The 13,661-nt window shown below is 42.5% G+C and carries 12 protein-coding genes; 9 read left to right on the top strand and 3 right to left on the bottom strand.

Annotation, left to right across the window (positions count from 1 at the left end):
* Positions 1–207: 207 nt before the first annotated feature.
* The gene (locus ACT3SX_RS09985; RefSeq protein WP_442069833.1) at positions 208–906 is read right to left on the bottom strand and encodes an aspartate/glutamate racemase family protein; all 699 of its coding nucleotides are present in this window, start codon (positions 904–906) and stop codon (positions 208–210) included.
* A 138-nt stretch (positions 907–1,044) separates the two neighbouring features.
* Between ACT3SX_RS09985 and ACT3SX_RS09980 the strand changes: the two genes are divergently transcribed.
* The 4 genes from ACT3SX_RS09980 to ACT3SX_RS09965 all read left to right on the top strand — a co-directional run bounded on the left by ACT3SX_RS09980 (position 1,045) and on the right by ACT3SX_RS09965 (position 6,379).
* Positions 1,045–1,761 (top strand): GntR family transcriptional regulator, encoded by a 717-nt coding sequence (locus ACT3SX_RS09980; RefSeq protein WP_442069835.1) that lies wholly within the window; start codon positions 1,045–1,047, stop codon positions 1,759–1,761.
* A 300-nt stretch (positions 1,762–2,061) separates the two neighbouring features.
* The gene (gene ileS, locus ACT3SX_RS09975; RefSeq protein ID WP_192520065.1) at positions 2,062–4,899 is read left to right on the top strand and encodes an isoleucine--tRNA ligase; all 2,838 of its coding nucleotides are present in this window, start codon (positions 2,062–2,064) and stop codon (positions 4,897–4,899) included.
* Positions 4,892–5,527 carry a signal peptidase II gene (lspA, locus tag ACT3SX_RS09970; protein WP_192520064.1) on the top strand — a complete coding sequence of 212 codons (636 nt, stop codon included), beginning with the start codon at positions 4,892–4,894 and terminating at the stop codon, positions 5,525–5,527. Before ileS ends, lspA begins: the two co-directional genes overlap by 8 nt.
* A 240-nt stretch (positions 5,528–5,767) precedes the next feature.
* Entirely contained in the window at positions 5,768–6,379 is a 612-nt protein-coding gene (locus ACT3SX_RS09965; protein WP_442069837.1) for a hypothetical protein, read from the top strand.
* A 131-nt stretch (positions 6,380–6,510) separates the two neighbouring features.
* Here ACT3SX_RS09965 and ACT3SX_RS09960 read toward each other — a convergent pair whose 3' ends face one another.
* Positions 6,511–7,182, bottom strand: a complete 672-nt coding sequence (locus tag ACT3SX_RS09960; protein ID WP_442069839.1) for a DUF1294 domain-containing protein — start codon at positions 7,180–7,182, stop codon at positions 6,511–6,513.
* 404 nt (positions 7,183–7,586) lie between these two features.
* Between ACT3SX_RS09960 and ACT3SX_RS09955 the strand changes: the two genes are divergently transcribed.
* Complete coding sequence (locus tag ACT3SX_RS09955) at positions 7,587–8,084, top strand: FKBP-type peptidyl-prolyl cis-trans isomerase (RefSeq protein ID WP_192520429.1); 498 nt, start codon at positions 7,587–7,589, stop codon at positions 8,082–8,084.
* Positions 8,085–8,118: 34 nt separating this feature from the next.
* Positions 8,119–9,159, top strand: coding sequence for an aldo/keto reductase (locus ACT3SX_RS09950; protein WP_192520428.1), 1,041 nt, complete (start codon positions 8,119–8,121; stop codon positions 9,157–9,159).
* A gap of 139 nt (positions 9,160–9,298) precedes the next feature.
* Here ACT3SX_RS09950 and ACT3SX_RS09945 read toward each other — a convergent pair whose 3' ends face one another.
* Positions 9,299–10,129, bottom strand: a complete 831-nt coding sequence (locus tag ACT3SX_RS09945; RefSeq protein ID WP_192520427.1) for a lysophospholipid acyltransferase family protein — start codon at positions 10,127–10,129, stop codon at positions 9,299–9,301.
* A 299-nt stretch (positions 10,130–10,428) separates the two neighbouring features.
* On the opposite strand from ACT3SX_RS09945, the gene hflX reads away from it, so the two are divergent.
* The 3 genes from hflX (at position 10,429) to ACT3SX_RS09930 (ending at position 13,511) form a co-directional block, all read left to right on the top strand.
* The gene (gene hflX, locus ACT3SX_RS09940; protein ID WP_192520426.1) at positions 10,429–11,856 is read left to right on the top strand and encodes a ribosome rescue GTPase HflX; all 1,428 of its coding nucleotides are present in this window, start codon (positions 10,429–10,431) and stop codon (positions 11,854–11,856) included.
* A 512-nt stretch (positions 11,857–12,368) separates the two neighbouring features.
* The gene (locus ACT3SX_RS09935; RefSeq protein ID WP_192520425.1) at positions 12,369–12,788 is read left to right on the top strand and encodes a CidA/LrgA family protein; all 420 of its coding nucleotides are present in this window, start codon (positions 12,369–12,371) and stop codon (positions 12,786–12,788) included.
* Positions 12,789–12,821: 33 nt separating this feature from the next.
* Positions 12,822–13,511: an LrgB family protein gene (locus ACT3SX_RS09930; RefSeq protein ID WP_192520424.1), complete on the top strand. Its 690-nt coding sequence runs from the start codon at positions 12,822–12,824 to the stop codon at positions 13,509–13,511.
* Positions 13,512–13,661 lie beyond the last annotated feature (150 nt).

Genomic DNA, 13,661 nt, shown 5'->3' with positions numbered 1-13,661 from the left:
GTTTGAGGTGCTAGACTCTCTTGACCAACGGCCTTATGTTCAAGAGAGTCTACGCCTAGCGTTACTGTATTACCTTTTACATTTCCCATCACCTTCTCCTTCCCTAAAAAGTTTATTGAAAAAATCTATAGTGCGATTACAAGTTCCTTAGCTTCGAGTCGTTAATGACTTACATATTAATGACTTACATATTCAGTTATCCTTGATTTAACTTTTAATGGGTTGTGCATAAGCACCAACCTTGCTAGTTTTCAGACCACAACCGACCAAGGCCTCAACCATACGTACTGCAACCGTTACTCCATCAATAACAGGAACCCCTGTCTCTTTTGTCAACCACTCTGTTAAATCAGCCATTCCCGCACAGCCTAATACCACTGCTTCGCAATTATCTTCTTCTACAGCACGTAGAATCTCATCACGAACTTTTTCACGTGCGCCTGAATTAGGTTCTTCTAGTGCAAGTACTGGTATGGCCGCAGAACGTACACGTCGGCATCGATGGGATAATCCGTAACCATGAACCAACTCTTCAATAATAGGTATAGAGCGCGGTAGCGTCGTGACCACACTGAACGAAGTTGATATCATACTTGCCGCTTTTACTGCCGCCTCACAAATACCGAGTACAGGTCCGGAAAAAACCTCGCGGCAAGCATTAATACCTGGATCATCAAAACACGCCACTACCACACCATCGACGCCTTCAGCTTCAGCTTGCTGTACGCGATCCAATAGGCCTGGTACGGATATCGCCTCATCATAATGACCTTGAATAGAAGCCGGTGCATTTGTGCCCGAAGCACTGATAAGAACAGTATCAACACTTACTTTTTGACGAGCACTTTCTACAATTTTATCTGTCATAGATACCGTTGAGTTTGGGTTCATTACTAAAATCTGCATAAAATTTCACTCTTCGTGGTTTTTGATATGGGAAAATAAAATATTGTTAATAATCATTGTTAACTATTTTTGTTAACAATACAATAGATAACTTCATTTTTGTTGTTAAAAGGAGGAGAGCACACTATAATTCCGGCTATGACTACATCAAAAACCAAAAACTTAAAAACGCAAATTGATGAGATGCCAGAACAGGCAATCATTAACTCAATCACGTCTGCAGTATCAGAACAGCGCCTACCTGCCGGAACAAAACTTGGTGAGCAGATGCTGAGTAATTTATTCAACTGTAATAGGGCAAATGTTAGGCGCGCACTCTCGACCCTTGCCACCATGCATGTCGTACAAATACGACCTAACAAAGGTGCATTCGTCGCCACACCCTCTCCTAAAGAAGCAGAAGATGTGTTCGAAGCTCGTCGTACTATTGAGCGCACTTTGGCTTGCAGCGTGATTAAAAATGCCGATGCAGAGGATATCGCTGATATGCGCCGTATGATTGCGTCTGAGGCCGAGGCGCGGAAACAAGGAAATAAGCCTGCGGAGCTACGATTGTCACGAGAGTTCCATATGAAATTAGCAACTATTGCAAAGAACCAAGTACTAGAAAAATTTTTAACCGAACTAACATTGCGCACCACGTTGATTATTGGTTTATATAATGAAGTGGGCTCTTCTAGCTGTGCCGAAGATGAGCATTTAGGTATCGTAAAAGCGATTGAAGCAAGAGACGAACAAAAACTTATTTTATTGATTGATGAGCATCTTTATCATTTGCAGTCTAGTCTTAACTTTGAACATAAAACAAACGCCTTTTCTACATTGGCAGAGCAGCTGACGATTGCTACCACTTAGACATGCTCTGTCTTTTAATTATGCATTTTGTACCTTGAACGTTTTAAGCATTTTGAATCAATTGCAGTAAATTGATTCAAAGTATGACAACTTATTCATATCAAACAGGGTTTTTAAATTTCAAACACACCTTTTCCTGCTCAACACAGACCTTCTTACGCCCTATTTTTAATCAGTGATTTGCCCTATAATAGATGGCTTTGATTGCATTAGCCGTCCTGACAGATTTAGAAATCATCGTTTTACGTATTGAATTGCATGACCATCTTTTTACTATATAACTAGATAAAGACACTACTTATGACCGAATCTATCGACTATAAAGACACGTTAAACCTTGCAGACACGCCATTTGCGATGCGTGCAAACCTCGCCAAGCGCGAGCCAGATTGGCTGGCTGCTTGGGAGGCAGATGATGTATATGGCAAAATTCGCCAATCACGTATCGGTGCTCCTAAATATATTCTGCACGACGGCCCTCCATACGCCAACGGTCAGATTCACTTAGGCCATGCCGTCAATAAAGTACTAAAAGACATTATCGTAAAATCAAAAACCTTATCAGGTTTTGATGCGCCTTACGTACCAGGCTGGGACTGTCATGGTCTACCAATCGAACAAAAGGTCGAAGCCAAAGTCGGTAAAGTCGGCAAAAAAGTATCTGCAACGGAGTTTCGTGGTCTATGCCGTGAATATGCGAGCACTCAAATCGAACTACAAAAAGCAGACTTTAAACGTTTGGGCGTATTCGGCGATTGGGACAACCCTTATCTAACGATGAACTTTCACCAAGAAGCCAATATCGTGCGTGCACTGGCCAAAATCTATGAAAACGGTCACGTCACTCGCGGTATGAAACCCGTCAACTGGTGCTTAGACTGTGGCTCTGCGCTAGCAGAAGCCGAAGTTGAATACCAAGACAAAGTATCCGACGCCATCTATGTAAGCTTTGACGTGCTCGATACTGACAAGGTTGCAGCCTTAGCTGACTTGGGCAATATCGCTGCCATCATTTGGACAACGACTCCTTGGACGTTGCCTGCCAACCAAGCCATCGCCGTCAGCCCTGACAGTGACTATAGTGTCGTCGCGACTGAAAAAGGTAATTTTTTATTGGCTGCCGATCTCGTTGAAACAGCAGTAGAGGAACTTAAATTAGAAAATAAAGGTGTCTTAGCAACGGTATCAGGACGTGAGCTTGAAGGTCTGCGCGCGCAGCATCCATTGATTGAAGACCGCCAAGTGCCGCTTATCTTAGGCGATCATGTGACTACCGATAGTGGTACTGGCTTAGTCCATACTGCACCCGGTCATGGTCTCGACGATTATATCGTGGGTCTTCAGTATAACTTGCCAGTTGAAAACCCAGTGAGCGGCACAGGTGTCTATTTAGATAGTGCTGCGGTGTTTGCTGGTGAACACATCTATAAAGCCAATCCTAAAATCATCGCGGCTTTGCAAGATAACGGTCACTTAATCAACCATACCAAAATTGAACACAGCTATCCGCATTGCTGGCGTCATAAGTCACCAATTATCTTCCGTGCAACGCCGCAGTGGTTTATCAATATGGAAGCCAAAGGTCTGCGTGAGCGTGCACTTGCTGACATTCCTGCCGTCAATTGGACGCCAGCATGGGGACAGAACCGCATCGAATCTATGATGAATGGTCGCCCTGATTGGTGTATTTCACGTCAGCGTACATGGGGTGTGCCCATCACTTTCTTTACTCATAAAGAAACAGGTGAGCTACATCCAAACACCCTTGAGCTGATGGAAGTCGCAGCACAAAAAATCAATGAAGGCGGTGTTGAAGCTTGGTTTGATGCCAGCTGTGAAGACTTCTTGGGCAGCGAGGCAGCTGACTATGATAAAGCAACTGATACCCTAGACGTTTGGTTTGACTCAGGAACGACGCATTTTGCGGTACTTGATCAGCGTGATGAATTGACCAACCCAGCGGATATGTATCTAGAGGGCTCTGACCAACATCGCGGCTGGTTCCAAACGTCATTACTGACATCCGAAGCCATATATGAGCGTCCACCATTCAAGCAAGTATTGACCCATGGTTTTGTGGTTGATGAGAATGGTCGCAAGATGAGTAAGTCACTGGGCAATATCATCAAGCCACAAGATGAAATCAATAAAACGGGCGCAGATATGTTGCGTCTGTGGATTGCCTCTAGTGACTACCGTTACGAGATGAGTGCTGGTAAGACAGTATTTAAAGGTGCAATCGATATGTATCGCCGTATCCGTAACACCTTACGTTTCTTATTGGCCAATACTGATGACTTTGATCCAGCCACCAATAGCGTTGATCTCAATGAGCTGGTTAGCCTTGATAAGTTCATCATTGAACGTGCGCAAACCGTACAAGCTCAAATCGTTAGCGCTTATGATGCAATGGACTTTCACCAAGTCACTCAGCATATCACCGCGTTTTGCTCGCAGGATTTAGGTAGTTTTTACTTAGATATCATCAAAGATCGTCAATACACCACGCAAACTGATGGACAGCCACGCCGCTCTGCCCAAACGGCTATTTATCATATCGCTCATGCGTTGATTCGTTGGATTACACCGATTCTGTCCTTCACCGCGCAAGAAGCGTGGGAAGTGTTAGAAGGTAAAAACGGTAACGAAGCAGGCTATGTATTCACCGAAGAATGGTATGAGTTCCCTGCTCTTGAGCTAAGCACTATCAGCAACGATGATTGGCAAAACATCATGCGTGCCAAAGACATGGTCAATAAACATATCGAAACCGCACGTGGCGAAAAAATCATCAATGCCAATCTCTCTGCTGATGTCACGCTATATGCAGATGGTGCAATGCACGAAAGCTTAGCCAAGCTTGGCGAAGAGCTACGTTTTGTACTCATCACTAGCAGTGCTACCTTAAAGCCAATGAGCGCTGCACCTGCTAAAACAGCAACTACAGAAGCTCAAACAGATAGTAGTACAGAAGAGTCAGCAGACTTGGTTGTAAATATCAGTGCGGCGGCTGGTACCAAATGCGTACGCTGTTGGCATGTCCGTGATGATATTGGTACTGATAGTGCTCATCCTGAGTTATGTGCACGCTGTGTGACCAATGTCAGCGGTGATGGTGAGGTTCGTCATTATGCCTAACTCAACAGAACCACCAGAGAGTAAGCAACCACGTATCCAAAGTGATGGCTCACCTGAACCTGCGCATGCGACGACTGGTAGCTCATCGACACCAAAAGGGCGCCTGACAAAAACGCCAAAAATAATCGCTAATGGCAGTCGTGCATTTACATGGTATCTGTTGTCATTGGTCGTCATCATCATTGATCAATGGACGAAATGGCTGGCTGAAACCAAGCTGACGTTTCATGAGCCAGTACCTGTAATTGAGCCATTCCTGAACTGGACATTGGCATATAACTACGGCGCTGCTTTTAGCTTTTTGGCAGATGCTGGTGGTTGGCAAAAATGGTTTTTTGCAGGATTGGCGTTATTGATGTCGCTGTTTTTAGTCGTATATCTGATTAAGGCACCACGTAAAGCCACGCTATTATCTTTCGGACTGGCATTGGTGCTGGGCGGTGCAGTTGGTAATCTAATCGACCGCCTGCTACATGGTCACGTCATCGACTTTATCCATGTACACAATGCTGATGTTTGGCATTATCCTATCTTCAATATCGCAGATATGGGCATCACTATCGGTGTTGCGCTGATTGTCATTGATATGCTGTTTTTAGAAAAGAAGCGTGAAGTACCACAGTCATAATTGCGTGTCGTTAGGTACACTGGTTTGATTTATAAATAGAAAAGGTGGGTTACGTATTCGTAATCCGCTTTTTTTTGGCTTAGGATTTCGCTACAATCAAATATTGTATATATTGAGAGATTAAAACTAGCCATACAGTCGCATGCTTATAAATGAAGATTGCTGATAAATTACGGCTTAGCTATATTAATATTTCTTATCGGTGCACTGGGTATAACTCACAAAAGCTATGGAAAAGTTATGACACAATACCCCGCTCTAGAAGTTAAATGTAAGTCAGGAGAAGAGTTTTTCCATATTGAAGGAGAGCCTCTCAATGAAAAATTGTTATCATTTTGGCAATGGTCTAGCTCTGATCTAGTAAGTAACACTATGAGAGGTATTTTAGCAGAATATATTGTTGCATCTGCTCTTGGCGAGAATCATAGTCATAGAGCAGAATGGGATGCATATGATATTAAAACTAAAGAAGGTATTAAAATTGAGGTGAAATCAGGTGCTTTTATTCAAACATGGCATCAAAAAAAATTATCATCTATTCAATTTAGTATACGTCCTACTAAAGGCTGGGATGCTAAAATAGATAATCGTTCAAATACAACGATGCGACAAGCAGATATTTACGTATTTTGCCTGCTAATACACAAAGAACAAGATACGATTGATCCACTTAATATGAACCAATGGCAATTTTATATCTTGTCTTCAGATGCGCTAACTCAGTCTCTTGGAACCCAAAAAACTATTGTACTCTCTAGTTTACTTCGACTTAACCCAATAATTGCTACTTATTCAGAACTATCTACTGCAATAAAACAGTTAGCTAATAAAAATATTGAAAATCATCCATAAAAATATTTTAGATTAAGTAGAAGTTATGATACCTAGAACATTTTTACAAGCCACTTAAAGACCTATGGCTTTTCAAATTTTATTTTAGATATGGGTGTCAAAACTTTACCGTTAACTATAAACAAATACTCCTAAATTAAAGAATCTAGCAAACCTTTTAAAGCCTCCAACCCACCACCCGCTAACACAAACAACAACCCCGCCATATTAATAACAACGGTCAAATAATAGGTCACACGAAACTCAGGCTTTTGTGATTTATGGCGTAGATACGTCTGTGCAATCAATGCTCCTACCCAGCCACCTAATATACTTAATAAGTGCAGCGTAGACTCAGGCGTACGCCAGTCACCATTCTGTGCTGCTGCTTTGTCTTTGGCATACATTGTATAAGTGATAACACCCAACGCGGCATACCAACCGACTACTAGCCAATTCAGTTTATCCATGACTACCAATAGGATTAAGACACCATAAAACCCAGCACCTAAAAACAACCTTTTCTTTTGTCCTGCTTCAAACTCTGCTTGCGCGCTTCGCTTATGGTTACGCTGACGTATTTGTTGATTCTTTTTTGCCATTTTCTGTTGGACAAATTTGAGCTCTTGCACATCTTTTGCTTGCATTCGCCCTTGATTGTCTCGACCAAGTGTAAAAACCACTTGCTCACCGACATCCGGACGACGACGCGCTTTGAACTCATTGATATGAAAAAATAATGAGCCACCATTCTCTGTTTCAATAAAGCCAAAACCTTTATCGTCTTGCCATTTTTTAACTTGCCCCTGCTGTTTACTAGCCATCGATATGCCCACTCTCTCTTAAATTCGCTAAATACGTAATCAACCTCATATAAGTCAGATACGCTTTCATACTTGCTCAGCCGATGAGTTGTAGTATTTCAATCGCCTGTCTAGTATAGTCAGCCCTAAATAAAAGAGGCACAACCACTAGATATGGGCTACATTTTTCTTGCTTGCTGTGCCTACGCAGACAGAAGCTGCGCAAAATGTAACCCGTATCGCTGTATTTATTTCATAGTGGATTGACTATATATGAACTGTCCTGATATGAACCTTCCTGAGCCGACTATAGTACACTATTTGCGTTACATTTTTTACGCTTACATACGCTGTCAGATGACTTATCATTTCTTATATTATTTTTTGATTTAACATCCCAATTTCGCAACGAATGGCCTTTGACTATGACCGACTCACAATTTATCAATCCCAATGAAGACACCCGTATCACACACGGTAGCCTAGTAAAACTGCATTTTGAAGTATCACTAGAAAACGGTACGGTGATTGACTCTACTTTTAGTCGCGATACACCGGTAAGCTTAACAATTGGCGATGAGAGCTTGTTGCCAGGCTTTGAGCAAGTATTAATGAACCTACGTGCAGGGGACACTCGCACTGCCCATCTTGAGCCAGAACAGGCTTTTGGGGAATGGAATCCTGACAATATCCAACATTTTAGCCGTACTCAGTTTGCGCTAATCGCGGACAACCCAGAGATTGGCATGATGGTTGAGTTTGAAGACAAAGGCAAAAACACCTTGCCCGGAACGATTAGTGCCATCGATGATGACCAAGTCGAAGTAGACTTCAATCACCCGCTCGCTGGGCAATCACTACTGTTTAAAGTAAAAGTATTTAAAGTGACACCACCTGGTGTGACTGGTATACAGCTCGTCTAATACAAGAAGTCTAGTACAATAATAAGGACACAATATGCAATATCAAAAACTGCCACAACTCGACGAACAAGTTTCCAAGATTTGTCTAGGGACGATGACGTGGGGGCAGCAAAATACTGAGTCTGAAGCACATGAACAAATGGATATGGCACTCTCTGAGGGTGTGAACTTTTGGGATACGGCAGAGATGTATCCGTCGCCACCAGATAAAGACAAACAAGGTGACACAGAGCGTTTTATGGGCACTTGGTTTAATAAAACCAAACAGCGTAACAAAGTCATTCTTGCCAGCAAAATATCACCAATGGGGTTTTTGCGTGATGGGCAGACGCGTTTCAACGCGAAGCATATCAGTGGCGCCATTGATGACAATCTTAAGCGTCTACAAACAGACCATATCGATATTTATCAGCTGCATTGGCCTGAACGCCAAACCAACTTTTTTAGCCAGCTTGGTTATACCGAAGAGATGGCAGCGCAACCTCTAGAGGATTTGACGCCTTTTTTAGAGACCATTCAAGCATTGAACGATGAGATTAAAAAAGGCCGCATTCGCTCTTATGGTCTATCGAACGATACGGCATGGGGGCTCATGCGCTATCTGTGGGAAGCGGATAAAAATGGTTTAATTGCACCTGTCACTGTACAAAACCCTTATAGCCTATTGAACCGCTTGTATGAAATCAATATGGCAGAGATTGCCCATCGTGAGAACGTAGGCCTACTTGCTTACTCACCCCTCGGTTTTGGTGTGCTGTCAGGTAAGTATCTTGATGGTAAACGCCCAGCAGGCGCACGTCTAACCATGTATGATCGCTTTGCCCGCTATACCAATGAAGAGGCCATCTCAGCCACCGCTCAATACGCCAAGATTGCTGCTGATGCAGGTTTAGATATGGCTCAAATGGCATTGGCTTTTGTAAACTCTCGTCATTTTGTCACCAGTAATATCATTGGAGCCACCTCGTTAGAACAGCTCAAATCTAATATCGACAGTGTCAATGTAGATCTAACGGCAGATGTATTAGAAGCCATTGAGGCCGTACATACCCAGCACCCAAACCCTTCACCTTAAACTATCGACTGATTAAATTATCAACCGACGACAGCTTTCTAAAAGAAAAAGCACCAATCGCAAGAATAATCATTGCGATTGGCGCCTTTTTATGAATAGCCATCTAACACTCTGAGCATCTCTTACTTATCTCAAAGTTTTATGCTTTAGAGGCTTTTTCTTCAGCCAATTGCTCTAGGGCTGTTTTAGTCAGTACTCGATTATGCAACTCAGTCAAACCTTCTTGCATACGTGCTTGCAAGATATTGGTTATCTCACTCTTATTCAATCCTTTTGGATCTATCGGTTCAAGCGGTAATACATATGCGGTAATGTCTTTGCTATCAAGTACTTTTTTGAGGCTGTCTTTCATCGTCAGCTTACCGTAATAAGGTAACTCTTTGCTCAATGTACCGTCTTTATTGACATAAGTAATCACTAGAGGACGAACTGGTACATCAGCGTCTATCGCCGCTTGCAGCAATTTACCATGAATACGCTTGATTTTTTTGCCATCAGTGGTGGTTGCCTCTGGAAAAAATATGACGGAATAGCCTTTTTTTAGAAAATCAGCAATTTGCTCCGCAACCGAGCCTGCATCACCGGAACCACGCTCAATAAACACCGTACCTGCCGCATGAGCCAACTTACCAAATACTGGCCACTCACCGATCTCAGCTTTGGATAAGAAAAAGGCTGGGCTCAGTGTCCCTACAACCGGAATATCCATCCATGACACATGGTTAGATACCCATAAGCCATGATGCTGCTCTACTCGTTCAACCGCAACAACTTTTACGCCAAAAGATCCTGCCATCTTACGACAAAAGGTCTGAATATAGCGCGGCAATCTCTCACGTGGTGGCTGTCTAAAAGCACCGATACGTTGGGCTGTTCTTAGCCCTCCTGCGATCGTTGTTGTCATACCAGCGATTTTTTTACCGCGACCAAACTGCTGTCTGAGTGAAAAGCCTGACTTGGATTGGCTCATCTGTATCCCTCGTGATTAAAATCATATGATTGTATATTTTAAGCAAACGTAGCGAGTATAACAAAATTTAGCCAGTCAGTGATGATTTGTTCACTGAGTTACGAAGTGCTTTTGTTGGTATTTTATTCAATCACCTGCTCTGTAACATAAAAATATCGATAATTGGACCAATACGCTTTAACATCAAGCAATCAGACCTTATATAGAAGGTCATATAAAAGCTATTTCGACGTTTGTTAAAACGTTTATTAGATTAATATAATAGCGACATCTCTACTTTATTAAATAGGTGACAATCTTTGGATTATTTTGAAAGACACGAAGGTGGCGAACGCGCCATTATAGTACATTTAGACATCCGCCAAATTCAGGATCCTGACGATCTTGGTGAATTTGAGCTGTTGGCAGACTCAGCAGGTGCAGATCGCTTGGCATTAGTAACTGGTTCACGTGCACGTCCTGATGCCAGATATTTCGTCGGCAGCGGTAAAGCAGAAGAGATAGCAGAATTGGTACGCGAGCATGATGCCGATATCGTACTGTTCAACCATAACTTATCGCCTTCACAAGAGCGTAATATTGAAGCATTGGTAAAATGTCGGGTGCTTGATCGTACAGGTTTGATTTTAGATATTTTTGCTCAGCGCGCCCGTACTTATGAGGGTAAGCTACAAGTGGAGCTAGCACAGCTGAATCATTTATCGACGCGTTTGGTTCGAGGTTGGACGCATTTGGAGCGTCAAAAAGGCGGTATTGGTCTGCGTGGACCAGGTGAGACTCAGCTTGAGACGGATCGTCGCTTGCTACAAGTACGCGTTATGCAGCTTAAAAGTAAAATTGAGAAAGTCAGACAGACACGCGCACAAGGTCGAGCCCGTCGCCAAAAATCAGATGTACCAACGATATCGCTTGTTGGTTATACCAATGCTGGTAAATCCACACTATTCAACCGTTTGGTCGATGAAAACATTTACGCGGCTGACAAACTATTTGCCACGCTCGATCCAACGCTACGCCGCTTAGATTGGCAAGGTGTGGGACGTGTGGTTTTGGTCGATACAGTAGGCTTTGTCCGTCATCTGCCTCATGAGTTGGTCGAGTCGTTTCATGCAACGCTAGAAGAAACTCTAGAGGCAGATTTATTATTACATGTCATCGATTCTTCTAGTGAAGACATGCATGAGCAAGTTCAAGCAGTCAAAGACGTACTTGCTAAGATTGACAACGATGTGCCTGTACTCAATGTCTATAACAAAATTGATTTGACCGACGAGCCTGCACGTGTCGGTTATGCTAGTGAAGGCCAACCTAATCGCGTTTATGTTTCTTCTAGGGAAAATTTGGGCATTGAAGAGTTATCATTGGCAGTGCAACAGTTGCTCACTGGCACACTAACCACTTTTGATTTGACGCTGCCCTATCATGCAGGACAATTAAAAAACACCTTGTATGAACTCGGTGTCATTCAAGAAGAAAGCTATGATGATACGGGTCATGAGTGTTTAACCATTCGCTTGCCAAGTGATAGACTCAGACAACTACTTGGTCAAGCCGATTTAGATCCTGTAGATGTATTGCCATTAGCGCAAGCAACGCTACTAATGCCGATACTAGAAGAGTTTGAGCAGCCTGCTGAAGAGGAAGAGCTGACGATGACGGCAGCTGAAGAACAGGCGTTTGATGACTTCGATGCGTTAAACACTGAAACAGAACATCCATCGAAATAGAAATATTTTAAATATAATATTGTAAAGGTCTGATTATAAAGCTATAAAAGCTAAACAAGACACAGCTAGTACCATATTCGACTGTTCAACAGGCCATAATAAGAGGATGATATCAATCGATGTCATCTTTTTTTGTGATATATATATCGTGAACACTGATATCTAGTCCAAACAACAAAGCACGGTATTACCTTATAGACTTTATTAGTTTGATTACTCTGTATATAATCATTTGTTATCTATTCAACAAACATTGATATATAGGACACATATACTAAGGCATTATGACCTAGCGCGTGTTATCAATTAGCATATTAATAGATGTAGTGGCCTCAAAATAGCTAAATTTTGCCAAACATCATCAGCAAATTTGCCAATATACTCATATCAACGGCAATTGCTTCATTGTTTATCTACAATTTTTCTCATTTTAAGGCTCACAATCTAATTGATGACACGCCCTAGTCTAATCTTGTAACTACCCTATATGTCTGACATGGCCAGCATTTCTTATGAAATCTACTCATCCCTCTAATATGCCCCTATGGCTTGCAATAATCCTGACTTTAATCATGGTTATCATTGTCCGTGAGACAGCCGTTATTGTCTGTCAGTGGGCAGGTATCGAAAAAGCGGCCAATGTTGTCGGCTTGGTCGCTATGTTTTGCATTTTAATCACATGGCGATTACTCAAAGGCTTACCAAGCTGGCTAACGCAAGCCAGTAACCTTTTATTGGTTGATAGTGGCTTTGCTTTCTTACCAGTCTCTGCGGGTGCAGGATTACTACTATTCGCCTTAGGTGACGAGCTATGGGGAGTAATGCTAACAATTATGATCAGTACGTTGCTTCCATTGTGGGGGCTGGCTATCCTTGCCAACAACTGGCTAAATAACGATATTGACCACACTACTATTGAAGAGCACAAATAATCGCTGTGAGTGATATAGAACAAGGAAATTGTGATGAGTTTTGACAATATATTTGTGGCGACCTTGGCAGCAATAGTACTAACCTTAGCAGCACACGTGATTGCTCGTGTACTGGCACGCAAGCTTGCATGGTTGCCAATGGTAATTACTGCCTTAGCCCTTGTCTTACTCTTTTTGTTCATTCTGCAATGGAATTACGATGATTATTATGATGTTGCCAAGCCCGTATTTGACCATCTATTAGGATATGTCACTGTATTACTAGCCGTGCCGCTAGCAGCGATGAATTTTAAAGGGTTGCCAGTCAAAAAATTGACACTAATCGTTGGCATTGCAAGTATGGTTGGTGCATTACTACCGATGTCATTAGCGTATCTACTGTCATTAAGTCACGACACCATTCTTGCCTTTGCGACACGTTCAGTGACCACCCCGATTGGTCTGAGTGTCGCTGATTTGATTGGAGCACCCCTTGCCCTAGCCAACTTAATTATTATTGTCTCAGGGCTTATCGGTGGTATGTTAGCGCGGTTTTTGTTTCGTGGTATCAATGATGATCGTGCAAAAGGCCTAGCACTTGGACTAGCCGCTCATGCTTTTGGTACCGTCGAAGCTTGGCAAATCAGTCAAACCGCGGGACGTTATGCTGCATTTGGATTGGCAGTGAACGGTCTAGTAACCGCCGTCTGGGTACCCGTATTTATTAGTGCACTTAGTGGTTAAATGATCCATATAGCCCTAAATTCTTTCTAGCTGTTTCTTAATAGCCCACTCGAGTTATCTTCACTTTTTTACTAACAGGTTATATACCCTGGCATGAGGATCGGTCTACGGCTGAATTAGTCAATTCAGAATACCTAGCATATTGATTTA

The sequence above is a fragment of the Psychrobacter sp. AOP31-B2-9 genome, assembly GCF_052378005.1.
Lineage (GTDB): Bacteria > Pseudomonadota > Gammaproteobacteria > Pseudomonadales > Moraxellaceae > Psychrobacter.
This window is presented reverse-complemented; position numbering and strand designations above follow the sequence as displayed.